The organism is Nocardioides koreensis (assembly GCF_039531775.1).
GTDB classification, from domain to species: Bacteria; Actinomycetota; Actinomycetes; order Propionibacteriales; family Nocardioidaceae; genus Nocardioides; species Nocardioides koreensis.
Window position 1 is genome coordinate 87584 of sequence record NZ_BAAAQR010000015.1, and the last position, 25889, is coordinate 113472.

Consider the following 25889-nt stretch of genomic DNA (forward strand, 5'->3'; position numbering starts at 1 on the left):
ACGACTCAGCGCTTCGGCCTAGTCCTCGATCGTGTGGACCGCGGCCTCCTCGGCGCTCGCGGCGGCACCGTCGATGCCCTCGTCCTCGGCCACCAGGCCGTCCACGTCCTCGTCGACGCCCGCGTCGGGGGCCAGCAGGCGTCCGGAGCGGTCGCTGCCGACCTCGCCACCCACGGGACCGTCCACGACGTCGGCCTCACGCTCGGCCTCCGCCTGCTCCCACACCTCGGGCTCCTCCTGACGGACCCGGTCGTCGAGCGTCTCGCCCTCGGCGGCCTCGAGCGGGGTGACGCCCTTGGCGTTGACACCGCGAGGCCGCTCCGGGGGCGAGATCCCCTCGTCGAGGACGTCGTCCACGCCACGGTCGTCGAGCGTGTCCTGGGGCTGCAGCTGGTCTTCGCTCATGTCCACGACCGTAGCCCGCGCACCTGAGGTTCAAACCCCACACGACTGGTCTGGTCCTGCCTCGCGAAGCCGGGCGTGCCTGCTCGACGAGTGGGATCCTCGGCCGGTGACCGAGGACGCCGACCGCCGTGCCGCCATGGATGCCGCGGTACGCCGGCTCCAGCACGCGCTGGCCGCAATCGGGGCGGCTCCACTGAGCCAGCCGAGCAACCCGACCGTGCTCGACGAGGTCGCCGCCGCGCTCGCCCCACTCGGGCTGCCGGTCGAGGTCGACCAGCTCTGGCGCCTCGTGGACGGCGACTCGTCCAGCCTCACCTGCTTCCCCCACCCGCATGCCACCAGCCCGGCGTTCGCGCTCGAGTGCTGGCGCGAGCACCAGCAGCAGCCCGGCATGACACCTGACCTGCTCTTCCCGGTCGGCTACGAGAGCCACGCCTACCTGCTGGTGGAGCGGGACGGCCCCCACGGGCGCGGCGGAGCCTGTTTCACCTGGGCGTCCGGCGGGCTCAACCCGTTCGTGCTGGTGGCCACCGACCTGACCGCCTACCTCGAGGTCGCCGCCGAGACCCTGGAGGCCGGGCACCTCGAGCGTCATGAGCGCGACGGGTCCGTCTTCAACCTCTTCGACGACGAGGCCTTCCAGGAGGCCCTCCGGGCACGGCTCCGCCGAGAGCCGCACCCGGTGTACGGCGCGGCGGCCGAGATCGGCTGGGACCCGCCGGCCTGGCCCGTCCACTGGCTGGCGTCGGTCGGCCCTGCGGCGGACGAGCAGCACGCCCGAGGGGCCACCACCACCATCGCGGCCCTGCGGGCGTCCGCCGCGTCGACCGGATCCGCGGGTCGGGTCCATGCCCTGGTGCGCGAGATCTGGGGTTTCTCCGACGGGACCAGGCCCACCATCGATGACGGCACCGGCGTCCTGGACGTCTGGTGCCCCGCCGCGGTCACCATGTTCGGCCCCCGTTGCGACGGGCGCTACGAGTTCGACCTGGTCACCGGCCAGGACCTGCCGCACCATGCGGAGGCCGAGGCGACCGCCGTGCGGCTCCTGAGCCCGGAGGCCTGATCGCCGCCCTCAGCGCACCGTGATCGCGTGCTCCCCCTGCGGCACCAGCTCGCCGATCACCGGGTGTCCCGGCAGCTCGCCCGCGACCAGCAGCCCGCCGGAGGTCTGCGCGTCGGCGAGCAGCAGCAGCTCGTCGTCGGCGACCGACGACGAGACGTGCGGGCGCACCCAGTCGAGGTTGCGGCGGCTGCCGCCGGGCACGTAGCCCTCGGCGAGCGAGGGTCGCGCGGCCCCGAGGTAGGGGACGGCTGCGGCGTCGAGAACCGCGGAGACGCCGCTGGCGCGGCAGAGCTTGTAGAGGTGGCCGAGCAGGCCGAAGCCGGTGACGTCGGTGGCGCACACGTGCCCCGCCTGCCGGGCGGCGAGGGAGGCGTCGCGGTTGAGGAGCGTCATCGTCTCGACGGCGTCCGGGAACACCTCACCGGTCGCCTTGTGCCGGTTGTTCAGGACCCCGAGGCCCAGCGGCTTGGTGAGCGTGAGCGGCGTACCCGCGACCCCCGCGTCGTTGCGCAGGAGCCGGCCGGGGTGGGCGAGCCCGGTGACGGCGAGCCCGTACTTGGGCTCGGGGTCGTCGATGCTGTGGCCGCCCGCGAGGTGGCAGCCCGCCTCCGCGCAGACCGCCGCTCCCCCGCGCAGCACCTCGGCGGCGAGCTCAAAGGGGATCCGGTCGCGCGGCCAGGCCAGCAGGTTCACCGCGACGACCGGGTCGCCGCCCATCGCGTAGACGTCGGAGAGCGCGTTGGCCGCCGCGATCCGGCCCCAGTCGTAGGCGTCGTCGACCACGGGCGTGAAGAAGTCGGCGGTGACGACCACGGCCCGGTCGTCCTGGATGCGTACGACCGCGCCGTCGTCGCCGTTCTCGAGCCCCACCAGCAGGTCATCGGTCGCGGGCCCGCCCGCGGCTCCCCCCAGCCCGGCCAGCACCCGCTCCAGCTCCCCGGGCGGCACCTTGCAGGCGCAGCCGCCGCCGGAGGCGAACTGGGTGAGGCGGTGGGTGGTGAGGTCCTGCGTCACGTGGTCCTCCGGTCGTCGGGACAGGTCGTCGAGTGGCCAGCCCCAGCATGCTCGCCGGGTGGTCGGGTACGACACCAGGGTCCCCATCTCGATCACGAGGAGGCGAACCGTGCCCGACAACATCAAGAACGAGAAGCAGTACGAGGCGCTCAAGGACAAGGGCATGTCGAAGGAGCGGGCGGCGAAGATCGCCAACTCCCCCGAGGCCTCGAAGCACGGCGGGCAGAGGAGCGGCTCGGGCGGCGACAGCTCCCAGGGCGGCACCACCGCGCAGAAGAAGGAGGCCGGCCGCAAGGGCGGCAGGGCCAGCAGCGGGTCCTGACCCTCAGCTCGGGGCGCTCGCGGCCCGCGCGGCCTCACGGGCCGCGAGCCGCTCCTTCTGCGGGACCACGGTGTACTTCGGGTCGCGGGCCGAGGCGAGCCCCGCCTCGAAGACCCCGAACCGCAGCGTCACCGAGCCGGCGACGTACGCCGCGCCCGCGGCCACGCGGGCCACGCGCGAGCGCCGCCCCTTGCCGCCCCGTTTGCCGAGGGCGCCGAGCAGCGACAGGCCGGCACCAGCGCCGGTCAACGCACGCGCGGTCTTCATCAGCCGCCCGGAGAACCCCTGCTCGTAGGGCTCCGCGATCATGCCGAGCCGGCGGTTCATCACCTCGAGGGCGCCGACGTCGAGCGCGGCACCGGCGAGGGCCATTCGGACCGCGGGTCCGCTCTGCGCAGCAGGCGCCAGCATCATCGCCACGCCGCCGGCCGCCGCGGCTCCGGAGCCGCCGAAGACGAACGGCAGCTCGCGGTGCCCCTCGTGCCAGATCGGGACGGCGGTGTTGGCGAACAGGGCAGCGGTGTACGTCGCCAGCGGCGGCCCGAACGCGGCCGCCCCGACGCCCGCGAGCCGGCCGAGCCGCGGGAACCACCCGGTGACCTGCGAACCGAACGCCGCCGTGGCGAACGCCGAGAACGGCGCCAGGATGAACGAGCCGACCGAGAGCGGCGAGGTCGGCTTGAACACGCGCAGCATGTTGAGGAACCGTTCCGGACGCCCGAGGTCGTGCACCAGGAAGACGGTCCCGATCCCGGCTCCGGCCGCCGCGGCACCCCGGGCGACCTTCTCCAGCGTCGGCAGGCCCTGGAGCGCCGCGCCCTCGGCGAGCAGCGCCGACCCTCCGGCCATCCCGCCCAGGAAGAGGTAGAGCGGGACGTCGGGCGTCTTCCAGGTGGGCGTCTTGATGATCTGCTTGCCGTAGTAGGACTCGAACTCCGCCTCCGGCACCATCAGGCGGTCGCCGCGGCCACCGCCGCCCTTCGGGCTCATCTGCGCCTCCCCAGGCTTGTACTGAGGAGCCGAGGGACGAGGCGTCTCGAAGTGAACGAGGCGACACCCAGGCCGGTCATCGCCGCGGCCGCGGCGCCGACGTGCTTCCAGATGGAGCCGAGGTCGCGGGTGGTCACCACCGGGTCCGGCGGCAGCCCGTAGACCTCGGGCTCGTCGAGGAGCAGGAAGAACGCCCCGTCACCCCCGACACCGTCCTCGGGGTCGGCGCCGTAGAGCCGGGCCACGTCCACGCCCTGCTCGTGCAGCTGCTCGACCCGCGCGTGGGCCCGCTCGCGCAGCTCGCCGAGCTCGCCGAACTGGATCGACTCGGTCGGGCACGCCTTCGCACAGGCCGGGGTCTCGTCGACCTTGAGCCGGTCGTAGCAGAGCGTGCACTTGAAGGCCCGGCCGTCCTCCTTGCGCAGGTCGATCACGCCGTAGGGGCAGGCGGGCACGCAGTAGCCGCAGCCGTTGCAGATGTCGGGCTGCACCACGACGGTCCCGAACTCGGTCCGGAAGAGCGAGCCGGTCGGGCAGACGTCGAGGCAGGCCGCGTGGGTGCAGTGCTTGCAGACGTCCGAGGACATCAGCCAGCGCACGCCAGCGTCCCCGGACCGGGCGCCCTGGTCGTCGCCCTCCATGGCGCCGGGCGGGCCCATGCCCGGCAGCCCGAGGTCGGTGGTCGTGAGCGGCTTCCCGGCCGAGGTCTCCAGGGGCTTCTCGACGAAGGCCACGTGCCGCCAGGTGCTCGCCCCCAGCGCCTGGGTGTTGTCGTAGGACATCCCGGACAGCTCGTAGCCGTCGTCGGGGACCTCGTTCCACTCCTTGCACGCCACCTCGCAGGCCTTGCAGCCGATGCACACCGAGGTGTCGGTGAAGAAGCCCATCCGTGGCGGGTGGGCGCCGTCGTACCCCGCGTCGGCCTGGACGTCGTCCAGCCGGCCCCACAGCGAGTTGGCCATCTAGTCGGTCCTCCCGTTCGTGGGGTCGTCCATGTCGACGCCGGCGCGCCGGCGGTAGTCCTCGACGTACGACGTCAGCGCCGGCCCGCGCGGCCGCCGGCCGGGCCGGATGTCGCAGGTGCCGACCTTGTCCTGGATGTAGACGTTGGGGTCCATCGTGACGTTGACCAGGTCGTTGGGCGAGTCGCCCTGGGTGATGCCGTTGCGGCCCCAGTGGTAGGGCAGCCCGACCTGCTCGACCACCTGGTCACCGAGCCGGAGCGAGCGCAGCCGGTCGGTCACCAGCACCCGCGCCTCGATGGCCGTGCGGGCCGTGACGATGGTCGCCCAGCCGAGGTGCTCGAGCCCCCGCTCGGCCGCCAGCCGCGGCGAGACCTCGCAGAACGGCTCGGGCTGCAGCTCGGTGAGGTAGGGCAGCGTCCGGCTCATCGCGCCGGCCGTGTGGTGCTCGGTGAGCCGGTAGGTGGTGAAGACGTACGGGAACACGTCGCTGTAGCTGGGGTTGATCGGGTTGGACGCATCGGCCAGCTTGCGTCGGGAGGGGTTGTTCTGCTGCCCGTAGAGCGGGTTGCGCACCGGCGACTCAGGCGGCTCGTAGTGCGTGGGCAGCGGGCCGTCGGCCAGCCCCAGCGGCGCGTAGAGCCACGCCTTCCCGTCGGTCTGCATGACGAACGGGTCCTGGCCGCCGATGGCGTCCGGTCCGCGGGCGTCGTCCGGCGGGACGTGGTCGGGGGCCCGGTCCGCGATGAAGTCCGGCACGTCGGAGCCGGTCCACTTCCCGGCCTCGGCGTCCCACCAGACGTACTTCTTCCGCTCGCTCCACGGGGTGCCGTCCGGCGCCGCCGAGGCTCGGTTGTAGATGATCCGCCGGTTGGCGGGCCAGACCCAGCCCCACTCCGCGGCGACGTAGTCCTGCTCCCAGTGCGGCTTGCGGCGCCGGGCCTGGTTGACCTCGTCGGCGTACACGCCGCAGTAGATCCAGCAGCCGCAGGCGGTGGACCCGTCGTCCTCGAGCTCGGTGTAGGCGCTGAGCGCCTTGCCGTCCGGGCCGGTGCCGTTGATCTCGCGCAGCACCGCCTGTCCGTCGGGCTCGCCCTTCTCGTCGACGGGGTAGTCCCAGGCCAGGTCGAGCAGCGGCCGGTCCATCTCGTCGGTCGAGTCCTGCAGCTTCTCCCGGATCCGGTTGCCGAGCTCGAAGTAGAAGTCGAGCTCGCTGCGGCAGTCGCCCGGCGGGTCGACGGCCTTGTCGCGCCACTGCAGCATCCGCTGGGTCTGGGTGAAGGACCCGGCCTTCTCCACGTGGGAGGCGGCCGGCAGGAAGAAGACCTCCGTGCCGATCTCCTCGGTGGCCAGCTCGCCGGTCTCGATCTCCGGGCCGTCCTGCCAGAAGGTCGCCGACTCGATCATCTGCAGGTCGCGCACGACCAGCCAGTCGAGGTTGGCCATGCCAAGCCGCTGCATCTTGCCGTTGGCCGAGCCGACGGCGGGGTTCTCCCCCACCAGGAAGTAGCCCTTGCAGCCGCCGTCGATCATCGACTTCACCGTGGTGTACGTCGATGCGTCGCCGGTGAGCCGCGGCAGGTAGTCGAAGCAGAAGTCGTTCTCGGGCGTCGCCGCATCGCCCCAGTAGGCCTTGAGCAGGCTGACCATGTAGGACTTCATGTTCCCCCAGAAGCCGGTGGCGCCGGCGTCGGAGGCGACGTACTCGTCGAGGTCGCGGTGCATGGCCGCGTGGGGCATGGGCAGGTAGCCCGGCAGGATGTTGAACAGCGTCGGGATGTCGGTCGAGCCCTGGATGCTGGCGTGGCCGCGCAGCGCCATGATGCCGCCGCCCGGGCGGCCGATGTTGCCCAGCAGGGTCTGGAGGATCGAGGCGGTGCGGATCATCTGCGCGCCGGTGCTGTGGTGGGTCCACCCGACGGCGTAGCAGAACGCCGTGGTGCGCTCGCGGCCGCTGTTGGCCGTCAGCGCCTCGGCCACCTCCCGGAACTGGTCCGGGTCGATCCCGCAGACCTCCTGCACCATCTCCGGGGTGTAGCGGGCGAAGTGCCGCTTGAGGATCTGGTAGACGCAGCGCGGGTGCTGCAGGGTCTCGTCGCGCGGCGGCTTGCTGGACACCGCCGGGCCCCCGGAGCCGTGCGACTCGGACTTGGCCGCCTCGTGCGCGGACTTGTGGGCCTCGTCCTCGGCGCCGCGAGCGCCGTTGGGGCCGGCGTCCTGCGCGGGGTCGCGCTGCCCCGCGGACGGAGCAGCCGCGGTGCCTTCGTACTGCCAGGTGGAGGGGTCGTAGTGGCTGCGCTCGCTGTCGAACCCGGAGAACAGCCCGTCGAGGTCCTCGGTGTCCTGGAAGCCCTCGTCGATGATCGACGCGGCGTTGGTGTAGGCGACGACGTACTCACGGAAGTCGAGCTCGTTGCTCAGCACGTGGTTGACCAGCGCGCCGAGGAACGCGATGTCCGAGCCGGCGCGGATCGGCACGTGCAGGTCCGAGACCGCCGAGGTGCGCGTGAACCGCGGGTCGACGTGGATGATCTTCGCGCCGCGACGCTTCGCCTCCATCACCCACTGGAAGCCCACCGGGTGCGCCTCCGCCATGTTCGAACCCTCGATGAGGATGCAGTCAGCGTTGGCGAGGTCCTGCAGGAAGGTTGTTGCGCCACCACGGCCGAACGAGGTTCCCAGACCGGGAACCGTGGAGGAGTGTCAAATACGCGCCTGGTTCTCGATCTGGATCGCGCCCATCGCCGTGTAGAGCTTCTTCATGAGGTAGTTCTCCTCGTTGTCGAGGGTCGCTCCTCCGAGGCTCGCGATGCCGAGGGTGCGGCGGGTACGACGACCCTGGTCGTCCTCCCACTCCCAGAACTGCTTGCGGGTCCTGATGACGCGGTCCGCGATCATGTCCAGCGCGGTGTCGAGGTCGAGGTCCTCCCACTCGGTGCCGTGCGGGCGCCGGTAGCGGACCTTGGTGACGCGGCCGGGCGAGGTCACCAGCTGCTTGCTGGCGCTGCCCTTGGGGCACAGCCGGCCGCGTGAGATCGGGCTGGCGGGGTTGCCCTCGATCTGGGTGACCTTGCCGTCCTTGACGAAGACCTTCTGCGCACAGCCCACCGCGCAGAACGGGCAGACGGAGTCGACGACCTCGTCGGCCTCCGCGGTCCGGGGCTCGAGGTGCTCGCTGCGCGGGGACATCGCGGCCGCGCCGCGGCCGAGCCGGTCCTCGCCCCGCAGCTGGCGGACCAGCGGCCAGGAGCCGATGAAGGTCTTCGCACCCACGCCGTTCCGTCCTCCCAGCTCGAACCCGCCCTTGCTGCCTACACGTAACCACACCACGCGGCGCCAAACCCGGCACCCGCTAGGTTTCTCCGCGGAGGCGTTTCTCGTCTGGTGACGGGCTCGGTCCTCAAAACCGATGTGGCCGGGTATCCCGGTCAGGCGGGTTCGATTCCCGTCCGCCTCCGCCAACAGACCTGCGACCGACCCGGACCGGCTCAGACCCCTTCGGTGGCCTCGATCCGGCCACTGCGGACGGCCTCGGCGAACTGCTCGAAGTCGCGCTCGTTCTGGTCCGCGTAGCGCTCCGAGAAGTCGGTGACCGCCCGGTCGAAGGCGTCGTCCTCGCCGAGGTAGGCGGCGATCGCGACCGGGTCACCCGACCGCGCGTGGGCCCGAGCGAGGGTCCAGCCGCAGAGCTTCCCGTAGAGGGTCATTCCCCCCGCCGGCATCTGCTCGACGAGCGCGGAGCCCTTCATGTCGCGGAGCTGGCGCCAGTAGAAGTAGCGGTCGGCCTCGACGCCCCTGGTCCAGCCCAGGAAGATGTCGCTGCTGGCCTGCATCAGCCTCTGGCCCTGCACCACCCGCTCCCCCGCCTGCCGGAACTCGCTGCGGCGCGAGGGCCCCTCGAGCACGGAGCGGGACGCCTCCTTGATCTGGAGGAACAGCGGGTCGTCCTCACCGCGCCCCCGCAGCAGCACGATGAACGCCCGGGTCCCGACGCTCCCGACGCCCACCACCTTGCGTGCCCAGTCGACGACCTCGAACCGCTCGAGGAGCTGGCGCCGGTCGTGCTGGAGCGTCGACCGGTACTCGCGGAACTGGCTGACGATGATCCCCTCCTCCAGCCCCGGGTCCAGGCCGTACGTCGCGAACAGCTCGCGAGCCGGAACGACCACGGGAGGAGTGCTCACGATGCGGCGCTCACCGTCCACGACCTCGGTCAGCTTCGTCAGGGCCTGGAGGCTGTCGCGGGAGCGTGCCTTCTCGGCGTTCTTGTCGAACCTCTTCTCGAGCTTGCGCGCCTCCTTGCCCTTCAAGTTCTTCTTCTTCACCTCGCGGCCCAGGAGCCCGGCCACGGCCTGCCGGAGGTCGGCCTCGGTGACGTGGGCGTACCACACGTCCAGCGTCCGCATCGTCGAGAAGTCGGCCATCGCCTCGCGGTAGCTGGCGACCGAGGTCGTCGTGATCGCGCGGACGTCCGCGGGGGTGAAGCCGTTGTTGCGTCCGGCCACCGTGAGGCTGGCCGCCAGCCGCTTCACGTCGTACTCGAAGGGGCCGGGCAGGGTCTCGTCGAAGTCGTTGATGTCGAAGACGAGCTGCCGCTCGGGCGAGCCGAAGACGCCGAAGTTCGACAGGTGCGCGTCCCCGCACAGCTGGACGTCGAGCCCGGCCGTCGGTGTCGGCTCGAGGTCGGCGGCCATGATCGCCGCCGCGCCGCGGTAGAAGGTGAACGGCGAGGCCTTCATGCGGCCGTGGCGCACCGGGACCAGGTCGGCATCGCGACGGAGGTTCTGCTCCATGATCAGCGCCACGGGATCGGGCCGGTCCGGAGCCGGCGTCCACCCCGCGTGGCTCGACGGCAGGGCGTGCCCGCGCGCGTCCACGCCGTGCGCCGTGCGCTCCTCGAGGCTGGGGTGTAGGACCTGCTGCGACATGATCGGCTCCCGCGTTCGGCTACGCATCGGTGTACGTCCGACGATCCCAACCCGATCGCAGCGCCCGCATCATCCCTACCGGAGGAGCACCCGACGGACTCTCCTCCCCCGAGTCGGGCCGAAGGACCCTGAGCGAAGCACGAGCACGGACCTAGCCTCCCGGGGAGAGGGAGGCTAGATGTTCGCTGTCCGCATCCATGGCCGCGGAGGCCAGGGGGCCGTCACGGCGGCCGAGCTGCTGTCGGTGGCAGCCTTCGACGAGGGCCGGCATGCCCAAGCCTTCCCGACCTTCGGCTCCGAGCGCACCGGCGCACCGGTCGTCTCGTTCTGCCGGATCGACGACCGCCCGATCCGGCTGCGGGAGCCGATCACGGACCCGGACGCGCTGATCGTGCAGGACCCGACCCTCCTCCACCAGGTGAACCTGTTCGCCGGCCTGGAGCCCGACGGCTTCCTGCTGGTCAACACCTCGCGCCGGCTCGAGGAGCTCGGCCTGGAGGACCTGGTGCGTCGGCTCACGCCCGAGCACGTGGCCAGCGTCCCCGCGACCGAGATCGCGCGCGAGCACCTCGGTCGCCCGCTCCCCAACGCGGCGCTGCTCGGCGCCTTCGCCGCGCTCACCGGCCAGGTCTCCCTCGGGGCGGTCTGCGACGCGATCCGGGACCGGTTCCCCGGCGAGGTCGGCGCCGGCAACGCCCGGGCCGCCGAGGTGGCCCACGAGCACGTCCGCGCGGCGCTGAGGAGGCTGACCGATGCGTGAGCAGATCGAGGGCTCGCAGGCGGTGGCCCGCGCCGTCACCCTGTGCCGGCCGGAGGTGGTCGCGGCGTACCCGATCTCGCCGCAGACCCACATCGTCGAGTCGCTGTCGGACCGGGTCCGCACCGGCGAGCTCGCCTCGTGCGAGTACCTCATGGTGGAGTCCGAGTTCGGCGCCATGTCGGCGTGCATCGGGGCCTCGGGTGCCGGTGCCCGCACCTACACCGCCACGTCCAGCCAGGGGCTGCTCTTCATGGCCGAGGCGTTGTTCAACGCCTCCGGCCTCGGGCTGCCGATCGTGATGACGGTGGCCAACCGGGCGATCGGCGCGCCGATCAACATCTGGAACGACCACTCCGACGCCATGTCGATGCGTGACTCGGGGTGGATCCAGCTCTACGCGGAGTCCAACCAGGAGGCGGTGGACCTGCACGTCCAGGCCTACCGGCTGGCGGAGTCGCTGTCGGTGCCGGTGATGGTGTGCATGGACGGGTTCGTCCTCACCCACGCGTTCGAGCAGGTGGACCTCCCCACCCAGGAGCAGGTCGACGCGTTCCTGCCGGCGTTCGTCCCCCAGCAGGTGCTCGACCCCGAGGACCCGGTCACGATCGGGGCGATGGTGGGGCCCGAGGCGTTCGCCGAGGTGAAGTACCTGATGCACGCCAAGCAGATGGCGGCGCTCGACGAGGTCCCCGCGATCGCCGATGACTTCCGCGCGGCCTTCGGGAGGTCCTCGGGCGGGCTGCTCAAGGCCTACCGCCTCGAGGACGCGGAGACGGTGGTCGTCGCCCTCGGGTCGGTGCTCGGCACCATCGAGGAGGTCGTCGACGCCCTGCGCGACGAGGGGGTCGCGGTCGGGGTCCTCGGCGTCACCTGCTTCCGCCCCTGGCCGGTCGGAGAGGTGCGCGAGGCGCTGGGCCACGCGACGCGGGTCGTGGTCGTGGAGAAGGCGTTCGCGGTCGGTGCCGGCGGCATCGTCGGCCAGAACACCCGGGACGCGACGCGGGGCCTCCCGGTGGAGGTGTACGACGTCGTGGCCGGCCTCGGCGGTCGGCCGGTGACGCGGGCGTCGCTGCGCGGCCTCCTCGACGATGTGCTCGCGGGGCGGCTCGACCCGCAGCGCCTGCACTTCCTCGACCTCGACCTCGCCCTGGTGCAGCGAGAGCTCGAACGGTCCCGGCAGGGCCGGCGACCGGGGCCGCACGCCGAGCACATGCTGCGCGACATCGGCACCGTCGCGTCCGGCGCGTACGAGTAGGGGACGGAGATGGCCTACCAGGAGATCAAGCTCTACCAGACCGGCACCTTCGTGGCCGGGAACCGGCTGCTCGACCCGGAGCAGCGGTCGGTGCAGGCGCGGATGGGCCGTTCGAACTCCCTGACCTCCGGGCACCGGGCGTGCCAGGGCTGTGGTGAGGCGCTGGGGGCGCGCTACGTGCTCGACGCAGCCATGCGGGCCACGGAGGGGAAGCTGCTCGCGGTGAACTCGACCGGCTGCCTCGAGGTCTTCTCGACGCCCTACCCCGAGTCGTCGTGGCAGCTGCCCTGGCTGCACTCCCTCTTCGGCAACGGCCCCGCGGTCGCCGCCGGCGTCGCGGCCGCGCTGAAGGCAAAGGGCCGGGACGACATCCGGGTGGTCGGCCAGGCCGGCGACGGCGGCACCGTCGACATCGGCTTCGGCACGCTCTCGGGCATGTTCGAGCGCAACGACGACGTGCTCTTCGTCTGCTACGACAACGAGGGCTACATGAACACCGGCGTGCAGCGGTCCGGGGCCACGCCGCCGGCCGCACGGACCGCGAACACCAAGGCGCTGGGTCCCGAGCCCGGCAACGTGTTCGGCCAGGGCAAGAACGTCCCGCTGATCGCGATGGCCCACGAGATCCCCTACGTCGCCACCGCGACCGTCGCCGAGCTGCGCGACCTGGAGTACAAGGTCGAGCGGGCGATGAGCTTCCGCGGGGCCCGCTACCTCCACGTCTTCGTGCCCTGCCCGCTCGGCTGGGGCGCCGACTCCGCCGACACGATCAAGCTCGCCCGGCTGGTCAAGGAGACCGGGATGTTCCCGGTCTTCGAGGCCGAGCACGGCGAGGTCACCGAGGTGTCGAGGATCCGCAGGCAGGTCCCGGTCGAGGAGTACCTCCGCCTCCAGAAGCGCTACGCCCACCTGTTCGGTGATCCCGGACGACCGGACATCGTGGCCAGGCTGCAGGCGAGCGCCGACCGCAACATCGCCCGCTTCGGGCTGCTGCCGGACGGGGACGAGTGATGGAGAAGCCCTTCGCGATCACCCTGGACATCGGCTCCAGCCGGGCCAACAAGACCGGCTCGTGGCGCACCGAGCGGGCGGTGTACACGAACCGGATGCCCCCCTGCAACGACGCCTGCCCGGCCGGCGAGAACATCCAGGGCTGGCTCTACGAGGGCGAGGAGGGCGGGGCCGGCTACGAACGGGCCTGGCGCGTGATCATGGAGGACAACCCGTTCCCCGCGATCATGGGCCGGGTCTGCTACCACCCGTGCGAGACCGCCTGCAACCGCGGACAGCTCGACGAGGCCGTCGGGATCAACTCCGTCGAGCGGTTCGTCGGCGACGAGGCCATCCGCCAGGGGTGGACGGTCTCCGTCGAGGTGCCGCCCACGGGCAAGCACGTGCTCGTCGTCGGAGCCGGGCCGTCGGGCCTGTCCGCGGCGTACCACCTCGCGAGGCGCGGCCACACCGTGACGGTCCGGGAGGCCGGTCCGATGGCCGGCGGCATGATGCGGTTCGGGATCCCGCGCTACCGCCTCGCCCGCGACGTCCTCGACGCCGAGGTCCAGCGCATCCTCGACCTCGGGGTCACCCTGGAGCTCGACGCCAAGGTCACCGACCTCACGGCGCTGCGCGACGAGTACGACGCGGTGTTCCTCGCGGTGGGCGCCCAGCTCGGCCGGCGCACCTACATCCCGGCCGGCTCCGCGGCCCACGTGCTCGACGCGGTGGACATGCTGCGCGACCTCGAGACCGGCGAGAAGCCGCTGCTGGGCAGGAAGGTCGCGGTGTACGGCGGCGGCAACACCGCCATGGACGCGGCCCGGACCGCGAAGCGGCTCGGCGCGTCCGAGGCGGTCGTGGTCTACCGCCGCACCCAGGACCGGATGCCCGCCCACGAGTCCGAGCTGGCCGAGGCCCAGGACGAGGGGGTGCTGTTCAAGTGGCTGACCACGATCAAGCAGGTGGACGCCGGCAAGCTCGTCGTGGAGCGGATGGAGCTCGACGAGTCCGGCTTCCCGCAGCCCACCGGTGAGCTCGACGAGCTCGACGCCGACTCGCTCGTCCTCGCCCTCGGCCAGGAGACCGACCTCTCGCTGCTCGACGGCGTCCCCGGCCTGGTCGTCGACGACGGCGTGGTGGCGGTCGGGCCCGACATGATGACCGGCTGCCCGGGGATCTTCGCCGGCGGCGACATGGTGCCGTACGAGCGCTCGGTCACCGTCGCGGTCGGGCACGGCAAGCGGGCGGCGCGTCACATCGACGCCTGGTTGTCCGGTGCGGTCCCGGAGCCCGTCGTACGCCCGGCGCTGGCCACCTTCGACACGATCAACACCTGGTACTACGCCGACGCGCCGCGGGCGCACCGCCCGGTCCTGGACCGGGCCCGTCGCGAGTCGACCTTCGACGAGGTGGTGCTCGGCCACGACGAGTCCACCGCGCTGATGGAGGCGCGGCGGTGCCTGTCCTGCGGCAACTGCTTCGGCTGCGACAACTGCTACGGGGTCTGCCCCGACAACGCGGTGATCAAGCTCGGCCGGCCCGGGGAGAGCTACCTGATCGACCTCGACTACTGCAAGGGCTGCGGCCTCTGCGTCGCGGAGTGCCCCTCCGGGGCGATCCAGATGTTCCCCGAGGAGATCTGACCCGGAGACCGGCTCAGTGGTGGAAGCTGCTGGGCTGCTCCTCGTGCGGCATCGGGCCGGACAGGTCGTCGAGCCAGTCGACGGCGGTGTGCAGGTCCTTGAGGAAGAGCTCGGCCATGTCGTGGCTGAAGCCGTTGCGCACCACGACCCGGAGCACCGCCAGGTCCTCCCGCTTCGGCGGCATCGTGTACGCCGGCACCAGCCAGCCGCGCTCGCGCAGCTTGCGGGACACGTCGTACACGTCGTACTTCGTGACGTCCTTGCTGACCGAGAAGGTCACCACCGGCAGCTCCCGTCCGTCCGAGATCACGTCGAACTCGGGCATCGCGGCCAGGGTCTGCGAGATGTGGACCGCCACGTCCTGGCAGGTCTGCTGGACCAGCCGGAAGCCGTCCCGGCCGAGCCGGAGGAACTGGTAGTACTGCAGGACGACCTGGGCGCCCGGCCGGGAGAAGTTGAGCGCGAAGGTGGGCATGTCACCACCCAGGTAGTTCACGTGGAAGACCAGGCTCTCGGGCAGGTGCTCCGCGTCGCGCCACAGCACCCAGCCCACCCCGGGGTAGACCAGCCCGAACTTGTGGCCCGAGGCCTGGATCGAGACCACACGCGGCAGCCGGAAGTCCCAGACCAGGTCGGGCTGCACGAACGGCGCGATGAAGCCGCCGGAGGCGGCGTCGACGTGCACGGGGACCGAGACGCCACTGGCCCGTTCGTACTCCTCCAGCTTGGCGCAGATCTCCTCCACCGGCTCGTAGGTGCCGTCCATCGTGGAGCCGAGGACCGCCACCACCCCGATCGTGTTCTCGTCGACGTGGTCGAGGAGCCGGTCGGCGGTCAGGTGGAAGACGTCGCCCTCGAGCGGGACGTAGCGCGGCTCCACCTCCCAGTAGTTGGCGAACTTCTCCCACACGACCTGGACGTTGCCGCCCATCACGATGTTGGGGCGGTCCGTGTCGAGGCCGGCGCTGCGCCGTGCCTGCTGCCACCTGCGCTTGAGCGCGAGCCCCGCGAGCATGCAGCCCTCCGAGCTGCCGGTCGTCGAGGTCCCGACGGTCTCGGCGGCGTCGGGCGCGTGCCAAAGGTCGGCGAGCATCGTCACGCAGCGGGACTCGATCTCGGCGGTCTGCGGGTACTCGTCCTTGTCGATCATGTTCTTGTCGAAGGTGGCCGCGTAGACGCGGTCCGCCTCGTCGTCCATCCAGGTGGTGACGAAGGTGGCGAGGTTGAACCGGGCGTTGCCGTCGAGCATGACCTCGTCCTTGACGATCTGGTACGCCGTCTCCGGCAGCATCTCCCGCTCGGGAAGCCGGGTCTTGGGGACCTCGAGCATCCCCGCCCTGGTGAAGCGCGGGACCACGCTCCCGTCCTCCGCCTGTGCTCCGGTCGTCCTGTGGATGGCCATGCCTGCTCCTCGGTCTGGGTCCTGGGCCACCTCCCATGCGATCCCGGAAGTGCCGCGCAGGCATCACCTCGCGGGGATGAGTTGGCCGTCTCCTCGGGCCCCGCCGGCGCGCTCCGGTCCAGCGGCTAGGGTCCTGAGCGTGGGAGCAGACCCGGTCGTGGAGGACCCCCGACGTCGTACGCCGCGCACCGACGCCGTGCTCGCCGACCCCCGGGTCGAGGCGGCGACGCGCCGGCTCGGGCGCACGCGCACGAAGGCCGTCGTGGTGGACGTCCTCGACGCCTGCCGGCGCGGCGAGGTCGCCCCCGAGGGCGTCGTCGAGGCCACGCTGGCAGCGCTGCCGGCGGGCAGCGCGTCGCTGCGCCCGGTGGTGAACGCGACCGGGGTCGTCGTCCACACCAACCTCGGCCGGGCCCCGCTGTCCGCGGCCGCGATCGACGCGCTGACGACCGCGGCGGGACCCACCGACGTCGAGCTCGACCTGGTGACCGGCCGGCGCGGCGCGCGCGGCGCGGCCGCCCTGGCCGCCCTGGCCGCCGCGGTGCCGGGCGCCGAAGGGGTCCACGTCGTCAACAACGGCGCCGCCGCCCTGGCCCTGGTGACGTGTGCGCTGGCCCAGAGGCCCGACGGTCCCGGGCGCGAGGTCGTGGTGGCGCGGGGCGAGATGGTCGAGATCGGCGACGGGTTCCGGATCCCCGACCTGCTGGAGTCGGTGGGCGGCCGGCTGCGCGAGGTGGGCACCACCAACCGGGTCCGCCTCTCCGACTACGAGTCCGCCCTCGGCGAGGACACGGCGTTCGTGCTCAAGGTGCACCCGTCGAACTTCCGGGTGGAGGGGTTCACCTCGAGCGTCTCCGTCGAGGAGCTGGCGGGCCTCGACGCCTCGCTCGTGGTGGACATCGGCTCGGGGCTGCTGGCGCCCCACCCCCGCCTGCCCGACGAGCCCGACGCCGCGTCCTGCCTGGCCGCGGGCGCCGACCTGGTCACCGCCTCCGGCGACAAGCTGCTCGGCGGTCCCCAGTGCGGCCTGCTGCTCGGCCGCGGCGAGCTCGTCCAGCGCCTGCGCCGGCACCCGTTCGCCCGGGCCCTGCGGGTCGACAAGCTGACGCTGGCCGCACTGGAGGCCACGCTCACCGGCCCCACGCCCCCGGTCCCCCGGGCCCTGGCCCGGCGGCCCGCCGACCTGATGGCCCGGGCCCGGCGACTTGCGTTGGCCATCGGGCCGGACGCGGAGCCGGTGGTCTCCGAGGGTGCCGTCGGCGGCGGCGGCGCACCGGGCGTCGTGCTCCCCAGCGCCGCGGTGGCGCTGCCGTCCGTGCTCGCGGAGCCGCTGCGCATCGGCGCCACGCCGGTGGTCGGCCGCGTCCACGAGGGCCGGCTGCTGCTCGACCTGCTCGCGGTCCCCGAGGACCTCGACGACCTGCTGGCCGAGGCCGTACGCCGGGTGCTCGCGGCCACCGCGCCGGACGGACGGACCGGCTGACGTGCACGTCGTCGCCACCGCCGGGCACGTCGACCACGGCAAGTCGACGCTCGTCCGGGCCCTGACCGGCAGCGATCCGGACCGGCTCGCGGAGGAGCGCGAGCGCGGCCTCTCCATCGAGCTCGGCTACTGCTGGACCGACCTCCCGGACGTCGGTGACGTGGCGTTCGTCGACGTGCCCGGCCACCAGCGCTTCGTGTCCACGGCGCTCGCCGGCGTGGGACCGGTGCCGGTCGCGCTGTTCGTGGTCGCCGCCGACGACCCGTGGATGCCGCAGGCCGCGGAGCACCTGGCCGCGCTCGACGCTCTCGGGGTCGGCCACGGCGTGCTCGTGGTGACCCGCTCCGACCTCGCGGACCCGGCACCCGCGCTGGCCCGGGCCCGGGAGGAGCTGTCCCGGACGACCCTGCGCGACGTGCCGGCACTGGCGGTCAGCGGCCGCACCGGTGCCGGCCTGGCCGACCTGCGGGCGGTGCTGACCGAGGTGCTCGGCCGGGTGCCGGCGCCCGACCCGACCGCCGACGTGCGGCTGTGGGTGGACCGGCGCTTCACGGTGCACGGCACGGGCACGGTCGTCACGGGCACCCTGCCCGCCGGGACGGTGCGCGTCGGCGACACGCTGTCGTGCGACGGGGTCGAGGTGCGGGTGCGCGGGCTGGAGTCGCTCGGGCACCCGGTCGACGCCGTCCCCGGGGTCGCCCGCGTGGCGCTCGACCTCGGAGGGCGGGCGCCCGAGGCGATCACCCGGGGCAGCGTGCTGGTCACCCCCGGCGCCTTCGAGCCGGTGACGGTCGTCGATGTCGGGCTCACCGGCGGCGGCTCCGCCCGCCTCCCCGAGCGCCCCGTCCTCCACGTGGGGGCCGCGCTGACCACGGTGCGCGCGCGACCGCTCGCGGACGGGTTCGCCAGGCTCACCCTCGAGCACCCGCTCCCCCTGCGGATCGACGACCGCGCGATCCTGCGCGACCCCGGGAGCCGCGCCATCTGGGGCGTGCGGGTCCTCGACCCCGCACCCCCGGACCTGGGCCGGCGCGGCGCCGCACGGGCCCGCGCGGCCACCCTGACGGCGTACGACGCCTCCACCGGTGCGCAGCTCGCGGCCCGAGGCCTGGTGCGGCGCAGCCTGCTGCGGCGCCTCGGGGTCCGCGACGAGCCGCTGCCGGAGGGCGCGGTCGAGGCCGGCGACTGGCTGGTCTCGCCCCGGTCCGCCGCGGAGCTGCGGTCCCGCCTCCGCGACGCGGTCGAGCGGCTGGCCACTCCCCTGCAGCCCGGGGTCCCCGAGGCCGCGCTCGCCCACGAGCTCGGCCTGCCCGACGTCGGCCTGGTGACGGCGCTGGTGCGCCCGCCGCTGCGCGTGGAGGCCGGCCGGGTCCTCGGTGACTCGCCCTCGTCGCTGCCCGCCACGCTCGCCCCGGCCGTCGCGGCGCTGCGCGAGGACCTGGCACCGGCACCGTTCGCGGCCCCGGCCGCCGGGCGGCTCGCCGAGCTCGGGCTCGACCCCCGCGCGGTCGCGGCCCTGCACCGCTCCGGTCACCTGCTGCGCGTCGCCGACGGCGTCGTGCTTCTCCCGGGTGCCGACGAGGAGGCGGTGCAGCTGCTGGGCACGCTGCCGCAGCCGTTCACCACCAGCGAGGCCCGGCAGGCGCTCGGCACCAGCCGCCGCGTGGCGCTCCCGCTGCTCGCGCACCTCGACCGCACCGGCCGCACGCTGCGGCTGCCCGACGACCGGCGGCAGCTGCGCGGGCGCTGAGGGCGCGGTCGGCCCTCAGGCCAGCTGACGGGCGAGGTCGTCCAGGCCGGTGGCGGTGAGGTCGGGAGCACGGAAGTACGACGGGTACGGCGCGCCGGTCCGGTCGATCCAGCAGGTCCTCAGCCCCGCCCGCGACGCACCGTCCACGTCCCACGGATGGACCGCCACCAGCATCGCGTCGGCGGCGTCGACGCTGACGCGGTCGCAGCCGTGGGCATAGGCACCGCGCGCGGGCTTCCAGATGCCTGCGTCCTCGACCGACATCGTCTCCTCGAAGTGGCCGGCAAGCCCGGCGCGGTCGAGCAGCGACCTCGCGACCGACGCGGCGCCGTTGCTCAGGGTCACCAGGCGCAGCCCCAGCCCGGCGAGCTGCGGGACCCCGGCGTGCACGTCCGGGTGCACGTCGAGGCCGGTGAACCCGGTCATCACGTGCTCGACCGCCTCCTCGACCGGCCGGTCCAGCGCGCACCCGGACAGCAGTCCCCGCAGCCCCTCGGCGCCGATCTCGGCGAACGGCGCGGAGACCCCGCCGACGGCCAACGCGAACCCGTCGCGCAGCACGCCGGCGAACCACGGCGCCGCCAGGGCCCCGGGCACGCCGACCTCGGTGAACCGGTGGGCGATCGGCGCCATGTCGGAGAGCGTCTCGTTGACGTCGAAGACCAGCACGGACGGGCGGTGCGAAACGTCGGGCATCCCGTCACTGTAGGCAGGTCTCAGCCCCGCAGGTAGCGCCGGTCGCGCTCCTCGCCGACGTGCTCGCGCCGCAGCGGGGCCGCCGCGATCGCCCGCTCCAGGTCGGCGGTCGACAGCACCCCGACCGGCTCCTCACCGGTCGGCCCGCCGAGCACGACGGAGGAGTGCGGCATGTCCACGCCCCGGGTGGTCACCGACGCGGTGATCGCCCGCGCCGCGTCGACCACCTCGTCGTCGGGGTGCAGCACCGGCAGCGAGGCCGCCGGGGTCATCACCTCGACCACGCGGACGAACGACCGACGGGCCTCGGGCACGGCGCCGGCGTGGGACAGCAGCAGCGTGCCGAGGTAGCGGTCCCCGGCCACGACCGGGTACGCCGAGTGGTCGGCCAGGGCGTCGAGGTGCTCGGCGAGGTCGGCGATCGTCATGTCGGGTGGCAGCGTGATCGGCGGCGCCGTCATCAGGTCGCGCACGTGCAGCCCGGTCCAGGCCTGCGTGGCCCGGGCGGACATCACCTCCTGCCGCACGGCCTGGTAGAGGAACCACCCGATCGCCGCGAGCCACACGCCCCCGACCGTGTCGCCGACGAGCAGCAGGGCCATGCCCGAGCCGATGAGCAGGATCGCGAAGGTCCGTCCCACGCCGGCCGCCCGGATCGTGGCCCGCTCGCCGTCGCCCGACCGCCACCACAGCAGCGCGTGGAGGAGGCGCCCTCCGTCGAGCGGCAGCGCCGGGACCAGGTTGAAGGCCAGGAGCAGCCCGTTGATCCGCGCCAGGTAGGCCAGCACGCCCACCCACGGGTCCGGGGCGCCGGCCCCCTGCGCCGACACGGCCGCCGCACCGAACACCACCATCAGGGCCGCGGAGGCCAGCGGCCCCGCGGCCACGATGCGGAACTCGGCGCCCGGGCCCGGGATCGGGTCGTCGGCCTGCGAGACACCACCGAAGAGGAAGAGGGTGATGTCCTTGACGTGCACTCCTTCGCGGATGGACTGCAGCGTGTGGCACAGCTCGTGCACGAGCAGGGACGCGAACAGCAGCACGGTGGCGACGCCGGCCATGACCAGGTACTCCCAGGTCGCGAGGCCCTCGTAGCTGGTGGGGAACAGCACCGTCGCCAGCGACCAGTACACGAGCGCGACGATGACCAGCCAGCTCCAGCCGACCCGGATCGGGACGCCCCGAACGCGGAACACCACCACGCTCACCACGCTAGGAGCGCCCCCGAGGGCGGACAGGGGCCGAGCGGCATCACCGCGGGGACCTTGGACCCGGCACGACCAGCACGGGCACCTCGGCGAACTCCAGCACGTGCCGGGTCTGCGTCCCGACGTACGGCTCGCCGCTGGAGCCCCGGCGGGACCGACCGATCACGACGACGTCCGCCGCCCAGCGCCGCGCGTCGTCGAGGATCGCCTGCCCCACCTCGCCGTCGAGCAGCGCCGTCTCGACCTCCAGCCCCGCCGCCTCGGCGATCGCGGTCACCCGCCGCAGCACCAGGGTGGCGGCCGGGCGGCCGCCCTCCTCGCGCGCGGTCCCGGTCGCCGCGACCAGCGCGGCGTCGAACTCGTGGTCGACCAGCACGTGCACGATCCGCAGCCGGGACCGGTAGCGCCGGGCGAGGTCTACCGCGACGCGGGACGCGGCGAGGGCGTCCGGTGAGTCCTCGACCGCGAGCAGCACCCGGCGGATCACGGCCCGGCCCTCCCTCCGACCGCACGCCGCAGGCGTACGCCGTCCTCACGCTCCCCCTGCTCCAGCGCGGCCTCGCGCTCGGCGAGTGCCTCGCGCAGCCAGGGCATCCAGCGCCGCTCCAGCGCCCGCATCCGTCGTCTGGTGACCGCGATCTCGGCCTCGACCCGGCGCACCGCCTCGTCCGCCGCCGCACTGCCGACGCCCGCCCGGAGCGCCGCCTCGAACGCCTCCACGGCCGGCACGACCGCGGCGTTGGCCGGCGGGACCGCCCGGCCGGGCTGCGTCACCAGCTCGGCGCCGGCCGGGTAGCCGAGCCCCATCGTGGTCGCCCAGGTCACCTCGACCCGGGCCGGCTCCGCGGCGGCGGCACCGACCACGGCGTCCTCACCGCCGAGGATCGCCACCCGCAGCAGCCAGGTCCTGGCCACGGCGCAGGCCGCGCGCCACTCCCGGTCGAACCGCTCGGCGCGGAGCCGGCGCCGCTGCAGCTCGGGCAGCAGGATCCGCAGCTTGCGGTCCAGCTGCTCGCGGCCGCGCTCGGCCGCGGCGAGCCGACGGTGCAGCCAGATCCGGCCGGCGCGGCCGGGCGGGACCCGGGACGGCTGGGGCACGGCTCATCGCCTCCCGTCGAGGTGGGCCTCGACCAGCCGGGACGGCAGCATCGACAGCTCCCGGCGGGGCAGCACCGACGCCACCTCCCAGCAGCGGTCCAGGGTGTCGTCGAGCAGCCGGGTCTCGGTCCGCTCCTGGCCGACCAGCCGCTGCTCGAGACCGGTCGCGAAGTCGAGGTAGCGCTGGTCGGTGGCGCTGAGGGCGGCGGCACCGACGATCTCGGCCAGCTCCGCCACCTGCCGGGCCCGGGCCAGCGCGGCCAGCAGCTGGGCAGCGAGGTCGAGGTGGTCCTCCCGGGTGCGGCCGGGACCGGCGCCGCTGCGCATCAGCCGCGACAACGACGCCAGCGGGTCCACCGGCGGGTAGACCTCGCGCGCGTGCACCTCCGGCGAGAGCACCACCTGTCCCTCGGTGATGTAGCCGGTCAGGTCCGGCACCGGGTGGGTGATGTCGCCCGCCGGCATCGTCAGCACCGGCAGCACGGTGACCGAGCCCGGCCGTCCCCGGATCCGGCCGCAGCGTTCGTAGAGCGAGGCCAGGTCGCTGTAGAGGTAGCCGGGGTAGGCGCGCCGACCCGGCATCTCGCCGCGCGCGGACGAGACCTCCCGCAGCGCCTCCGCGTAGCTGGTCATGTCGGCCAGTACGACGAGCACGTGCCGCCCGTGCGTGAAGGCGAGGTCCTCGGCGACCGTGAGGGCGATCCTCGGCGTCAGCACCCGCTCGATCACGGGATCGTCGGCCGTGTTGAGCAGCAGCACCAGCTCGCCGGAGGCCGACCGCTCCTCCAGCACCGAGCGGACCATCTCCGCGTCCGCGTGGGTCAGCCCCATGGCGGCGAAGACGACGCTGAACGGCTCGCCGCCCGCGGTCGCCTGGGCCGCGACCTGTGCGGCCAGCTCGAGGTGCGGCAGCCCGGCGACCGAGAAGATCGGCAGCTTCTGGCCGCGGACCAGGGTCGTGAGCGCGTCGATCGCCGAGATGCCGGTCAGGATCGGCTCCGCGGGCGGTTCGCGGTGGGTGGGGTTCAGCGGCAGCCCGGCCACCGCCGCGGTCGTGGCCGAGAGCACCGGCGGGCCGCCGTCGACCGGCTCGCCGCGGCCGTTGCAGACCCGGCCCAGCCACGCCGGTCCGACCGGGACCCGCAGCGGGCGGCCGGAGAACGCGACCCGGGTGCTGCCGGTGCCGAGCCGGTCGGTGCCCTCGAGCACCTGGACCACGGCGAGGTCCCGGTCGACCTCCAGCACCAGCCCGTGCCGGACCTCGTCGACGCCGTCGTCATCGGCGGCGCGCACGGTGGCGAACTCGTCCCAGCCGACGCCGGTCGCCCCGGTGACCACCAGCAGCGGTCCGTGCAGCTCCTGCACCCCGCGGTGGACGACCTCGAGGTCCAGCGCGGCCGGACGCCCCGGCGTACTCATGCCAGGGCCTCCAGCGTCCGGAGCATCGCGTCCCGCCGGGCGAGCACCTCGTCCACCGCGTCCGGCGGGGTCTCGGCGGCGGCCCGCAGGACCGGGGAGAAGTCGACCTCCTCGATCTCGGTGGCGATGACGCCGCGCTCGACCAGCGCGGCGCAGGCGTCGACGACAGCGAGCACGGTGTCGACGAGCGCGGTGGTCTTCTCGGCCGTGCAGTGCGCGTCGTCGGGGTCCTGCGCGCTCTGCTGGAGGACGGCCTCCCGCAGCAGGCGGCCGCCGAGGAGCACGACGCGCTCGCGGCCGGGCAGCGACGTGGTGCCCACGAGCTCGGCCAGGTCGGCGAGCCGGTCCGCGTCGGCGAGCAGCGAGACCATCCGGGCCCGGCGCGGGCCCCACCCCGGGTCGCCGTTGCGGGCGTACCAGACCGCGAGTCCCTCGGCGTCACGCGCGAACGAGCCGGTCCAGCCGACGGCCGGGTAGTGCCGTGCGTAGGCCAGGCTCCGGTCCAGGGACCAGAGCCCGCGCACGAAGCGCTCGGTGTGGGCGGTGACCGGCTCGGTGATGTCGCCGCCGGGCGGCGAGACGGCACCGATGATCGTGACCGACGCCTCGGCGCCGCCGAGCGTGACGAAGCGCCCCGCCCGCTCGTAGAAGGCGGCCAGCGCCGAGGCCAGCCCGGCCGGGTAGCCCTCCTCGGCCGGCAGCGCACCCGAGCGCGAGGCGAACTCGCGCAGTGCCTCGGCCCAGCGGGACGTGGAGTCGGCGATCACCACGGCGTGGTGGCCCATGTCGCGGAAGTGCTCGGCGACCGTGACACCGGTGTAGATGCTGGCCTCCCGGGCCATCATCGGCATGTTCGAGGTGTTGGCGATGATCACCGTGCGCCCGGCGAGCGGTCGGCCGCTGCGGGGGTCGACGAGCCGGGACAGCTCGTCGAGCACGTCGGCCATCTCGTTGCCGCGCTCGCCGCAGCCGACGTAGACGATCACGTCGGCGGTGCACCACTTCGCGACCTGCTGGAGCAGCATCGTCTTGCCCGTCCCGAAGCCGCCCGGCACCGCGGCGCTGCTGCCCCGGGCCACCGGGAACAGCGCGTCGAGGACCCGCTGGCCGGTGAGCAGCGGCTCGGCGGTGGGGATCCGGCGGACCACCGGACGCGGCCGGCGCACCGGCCAGCTGGTGCCGACTCCCACGGCCGTGCCGGCGACCACGGCCACGGGACGGTCCGCCGGGTGCGGCCCCGTGGGCGCGAGCCGCTCCACCCGGCCGCGCACGCCCGGGGGCACAAGCACCCGGTAGTCCACACTGCCCGCTTCCGGCACCGTGCCGAGGACTTCGCCCGGGGCGACGTCGGCGCCCACCTCCACCGCCGGCTCCCAGGGCCACGCGGCCCCGGTGCTGTGCTGATCGGTGTCGGGCTGGTCGGTGTCGGGCTCGAGCCACGTCGGCGCCGAGCCGAGCGGCCGCAGCAGCCCGTCGAAGACTCCGCCCAGCAGCCACGGACCGAGCCGGGCCGAGAGCGGCCGACCGAGCGGCGTGACCGGGTCACCCACGGCCAGCCCCCCGGTGTACTCGTAGGCCTGCACGGACGCTGCCGTGGTGCCGAGGGCGACCACCTCACCGGGCAGGCGGGCGGCGCCGAGCGCCACCAGGTCGGACATCGCCAGGTCGGCGAGCCCGGTCACCTCCACCAGCGGGCCGTTGACCCGGCGCACCCGGCCCGCGGTCACGGCGCCGACCACAACCGCTCCCCCTCGATCCCCGGCAGGACCCGCTCCACCAGCGCCTCGACGGAGGCGTCGACGCTGCGACCGTCGGCGGTCTGCGCGGAGAGGCCGCCGTCGGCGAGGTCGTGGATCGTCGCCCCCGGAAGCCGTTCCGTCAGCCGGGCCGCGAGCCGGTCCCGGACGGCGGGGTCGCGCAGCAGCGCCCGCACCGCCGCGCGGGACTCCTCGCGCAGGTGGTCCCACGCCTCCCGCTGCGCCGACAGCACGAGAGCCCGGGCCGCGCGCCGGGCCGACGCCTCCTCCGCGGCGAGGATCCAGCCCGCCTCGGCCGCTCCCCGGGCGCGCGCATCGGCGACCAGCTGCCCGGCCTCCCGGCGGGCGGCGTCGACGCGACGCCGGGCCTCGGCCTCGGCCTCGGCCCGGACCCGGTCCGCCTCGGCGGACGCCCGGGCCAGCAACCCGGCCCGCAGCGGCCCGAGCGCCACCTCCGCGGCGGAGGGCGGCGCCACCGGGCTCGCCGGGGCGGTGCCGGCCGTGGCACTCACGGCAGCACCACCGTCAGCGGCGCGTCCGGTGCGCGCACCGCCGGCTCGGCGCGCAGCACCTCGGCCGCGGCGTCGCTGAGCACGATCACGGCCGTGTCGGGCGGCAGGCTGCGCCACGCGGCGAGCACCGACTCGGGGTCCTCGGCCGGCAGCACGAGGGCGCCGGCCAGCCCGAACCCCGCCACCAGGTCCGCCGCCCCGATCGCCGCCACGCCGGCCACCG

At 73.7% G+C, this 25889-nt stretch carries 23 protein-coding genes, 1 tRNA gene and 1 pseudogene; 9 read left to right on the forward strand and 16 right to left on the reverse strand.

Annotated features, from left to right (window positions below; translation table 11 throughout):
* Positions 1 to 18: 18 nt before the first annotated feature.
* A complete protein-coding gene (locus ABD268_RS20300; RefSeq protein ID WP_344156822.1) occupies positions 19 to 405 on the reverse strand; it encodes a DUF5709 domain-containing protein in 387 nt (128 codons plus the stop codon).
* 106 nt (positions 406 to 511) lie between these two features.
* Here ABD268_RS20300 and ABD268_RS20305 point away from each other — a divergent pair, with 106 nt between their 5' ends.
* Complete coding sequence (locus ABD268_RS20305) at positions 512 to 1471, forward strand: hypothetical protein (protein ID WP_344156825.1); 960 nt, start codon at positions 512 to 514, stop codon at positions 1469 to 1471.
* Between the two features lie 9 nt (positions 1472 to 1480).
* Here ABD268_RS20305 and selD read toward each other — a convergent pair whose 3' ends face one another.
* Positions 1481 to 2485, reverse strand: coding sequence for a selenide, water dikinase SelD (selD, locus tag ABD268_RS20310; protein WP_344156828.1), 1005 nt, complete (start codon positions 2483 to 2485; stop codon positions 1481 to 1483).
* Positions 2486 to 2594: 109 nt separating this feature from the next.
* On the opposite strand from selD, the gene ABD268_RS20315 reads away from it, so the two are divergent.
* Entirely contained in the window at positions 2595 to 2807 is a 213-nt protein-coding gene (locus ABD268_RS20315) for a DUF7218 family protein (protein ID WP_344156831.1), read from the forward strand.
* 3 nt (positions 2808 to 2810) lie between these two features.
* Here ABD268_RS20315 and nrfD read toward each other — a convergent pair whose 3' ends face one another.
* From nrfD to ABD268_RS22895, 4 genes and pseudogenes are all read right to left on the reverse strand, one after another.
* Positions 2811 to 3797: an NrfD/PsrC family molybdoenzyme membrane anchor subunit gene (nrfD, locus tag ABD268_RS20320; protein ID WP_344156834.1), complete on the reverse strand. Its 987-nt coding sequence runs from the start codon at positions 3795 to 3797 to the stop codon at positions 2811 to 2813.
* On the reverse strand, positions 3794 to 4759 hold the full coding sequence (locus ABD268_RS20325) for a 4Fe-4S dicluster domain-containing protein (protein WP_344156837.1): 966 nt from the start codon (positions 4757 to 4759) through the stop codon (positions 3794 to 3796). Before ABD268_RS20325 ends, nrfD begins: the two co-directional genes overlap by 4 nt.
* Positions 4760 to 7450, reverse strand: a pseudogene (gene fdh, locus ABD268_RS20330) (formate dehydrogenase); the annotation flags it as partial.
* Between the two features lie 12 nt (positions 7451 to 7462).
* Positions 7463 to 8032, reverse strand: a complete 570-nt coding sequence (locus ABD268_RS22895; protein ID WP_486348107.1) for a hypothetical protein — start codon at positions 8030 to 8032, stop codon at positions 7463 to 7465.
* 93 nt (positions 8033 to 8125) lie between these two features.
* Here ABD268_RS22895 and ABD268_RS20335 point away from each other — a divergent pair.
* Positions 8126 to 8220, forward strand: a tRNA-Sec gene (locus ABD268_RS20335).
* A 27-nt stretch (positions 8221 to 8247) separates the two neighbouring features.
* Here ABD268_RS20335 and ABD268_RS20340 read toward each other — a convergent pair.
* Positions 8248 to 9687, reverse strand: coding sequence for a DUF2252 domain-containing protein (locus tag ABD268_RS20340; RefSeq protein WP_344156844.1), 1440 nt, complete (start codon positions 9685 to 9687; stop codon positions 8248 to 8250).
* Positions 9688 to 9865: 178 nt separating this feature from the next.
* Here ABD268_RS20340 and ABD268_RS20345 point away from each other — a divergent pair, with 178 nt between their 5' ends.
* Genes ABD268_RS20345 through ABD268_RS20360 form a run of 4 tightly spaced genes read left to right on the forward strand, consistent with a single transcriptional unit; the run spans position 9866 to position 14341 of the window.
* Positions 9866 to 10447, forward strand: a complete 582-nt coding sequence (locus tag ABD268_RS20345; protein ID WP_344156847.1) for a 2-oxoacid:acceptor oxidoreductase family protein — start codon at positions 9866 to 9868, stop codon at positions 10445 to 10447.
* Positions 10440 to 11702 carry a transketolase C-terminal domain-containing protein gene (locus ABD268_RS20350; RefSeq protein ID WP_344156850.1) on the forward strand — a complete coding sequence of 421 codons (1263 nt, stop codon included), beginning with the start codon at positions 10440 to 10442 and terminating at the stop codon, positions 11700 to 11702. Before ABD268_RS20345 ends, ABD268_RS20350 begins: the two co-directional genes overlap by 8 nt.
* Positions 11703 to 11711: 9 nt before the next feature.
* Positions 11712 to 12713, forward strand: coding sequence for a thiamine pyrophosphate-dependent enzyme (locus tag ABD268_RS20355; RefSeq protein WP_344156853.1), 1002 nt, complete (start codon positions 11712 to 11714; stop codon positions 12711 to 12713).
* Positions 12713 to 14341, forward strand: a complete 1629-nt coding sequence (locus ABD268_RS20360; RefSeq protein WP_344156857.1) for an NAD(P)-binding protein — start codon at positions 12713 to 12715, stop codon at positions 14339 to 14341. The genes ABD268_RS20355 and ABD268_RS20360 overlap by 1 nt, the downstream gene beginning before the upstream one ends.
* Before the next feature lie 13 nt (positions 14342 to 14354).
* Here the strand turns inward: ABD268_RS20360 and gad are convergent, their stop codons facing one another.
* Positions 14355 to 15743 carry a glutamate decarboxylase gene (gene gad, locus ABD268_RS20365; protein WP_344156860.1) on the reverse strand — a complete coding sequence of 463 codons (1389 nt, stop codon included), beginning with the start codon at positions 15741 to 15743 and terminating at the stop codon, positions 14355 to 14357.
* 139 nt (positions 15744 to 15882) lie between these two features.
* On the opposite strand from gad, the gene selA reads away from it, so the two are divergent.
* Together selA and ABD268_RS20375 are read left to right on the forward strand one after the other, a co-directional pair.
* The gene (gene selA, locus ABD268_RS20370; RefSeq protein WP_344156863.1) at positions 15883 to 17226 is read left to right on the forward strand and encodes an L-seryl-tRNA(Sec) selenium transferase; all 1344 of its coding nucleotides are present in this window, start codon (positions 15883 to 15885) and stop codon (positions 17224 to 17226) included.
* A 1-nt stretch (position 17227) separates the two neighbouring features.
* Entirely contained in the window at positions 17228 to 18976 is a 1749-nt protein-coding gene (locus tag ABD268_RS20375) for a SelB domain-containing protein (protein ID WP_344156865.1), read from the forward strand.
* A gap of 15 nt (positions 18977 to 18991) precedes the next feature.
* On the opposite strand, the gene ABD268_RS20380 is transcribed toward ABD268_RS20375, so the two are convergent.
* The 8 genes from ABD268_RS20380 to ABD268_RS20415 are packed head-to-tail and all read right to left on the reverse strand — an operon-like array spanning position 18992 to position 25887.
* The gene (locus tag ABD268_RS20380; RefSeq protein WP_344156868.1) at positions 18992 to 19672 is read right to left on the reverse strand and encodes a haloacid dehalogenase type II; all 681 of its coding nucleotides are present in this window, start codon (positions 19670 to 19672) and stop codon (positions 18992 to 18994) included.
* Positions 19673 to 19692: 20 nt separating this feature from the next.
* Positions 19693 to 20874 carry a site-2 protease family protein gene (locus ABD268_RS20385; RefSeq protein ID WP_344156870.1) on the reverse strand — a complete coding sequence of 394 codons (1182 nt, stop codon included), beginning with the start codon at positions 20872 to 20874 and terminating at the stop codon, positions 19693 to 19695.
* Between the two features lie 49 nt (positions 20875 to 20923).
* Positions 20924 to 21367 (reverse strand): universal stress protein, encoded by a 444-nt coding sequence (locus ABD268_RS20390; protein WP_344156872.1) that lies wholly within the window; start codon positions 21365 to 21367, stop codon positions 20924 to 20926.
* Positions 21364 to 21978: a V-type ATP synthase subunit D gene (locus ABD268_RS20395; protein WP_344156875.1), complete on the reverse strand. Its 615-nt coding sequence runs from the start codon at positions 21976 to 21978 to the stop codon at positions 21364 to 21366. Before ABD268_RS20395 ends, ABD268_RS20390 begins: the two co-directional genes overlap by 4 nt.
* Before the next feature lie 3 nt (positions 21979 to 21981).
* Positions 21982 to 23397 carry a V-type ATP synthase subunit B gene (locus ABD268_RS20400; RefSeq protein WP_344156878.1) on the reverse strand — a complete coding sequence of 472 codons (1416 nt, stop codon included), beginning with the start codon at positions 23395 to 23397 and terminating at the stop codon, positions 21982 to 21984.
* On the reverse strand, positions 23394 to 25136 hold the full coding sequence (locus tag ABD268_RS20405) for a V-type ATP synthase subunit A (protein ID WP_344156881.1): 1743 nt from the start codon (positions 25134 to 25136) through the stop codon (positions 23394 to 23396). Before ABD268_RS20405 ends, ABD268_RS20400 begins: the two co-directional genes overlap by 4 nt.
* On the reverse strand, positions 25121 to 25666 hold the full coding sequence (locus tag ABD268_RS20410; RefSeq protein WP_344156884.1) for a hypothetical protein: 546 nt from the start codon (positions 25664 to 25666) through the stop codon (positions 25121 to 25123). Before ABD268_RS20410 ends, ABD268_RS20405 begins: the two co-directional genes overlap by 16 nt.
* The gene (locus ABD268_RS20415) at positions 25663 to 25887 is read right to left on the reverse strand and encodes a V-type ATP synthase subunit F (protein ID WP_344156887.1); all 225 of its coding nucleotides are present in this window, start codon (positions 25885 to 25887) and stop codon (positions 25663 to 25665) included. Before ABD268_RS20415 ends, ABD268_RS20410 begins: the two co-directional genes overlap by 4 nt.
* Positions 25888 to 25889: the final 2 nt, after the last annotated feature.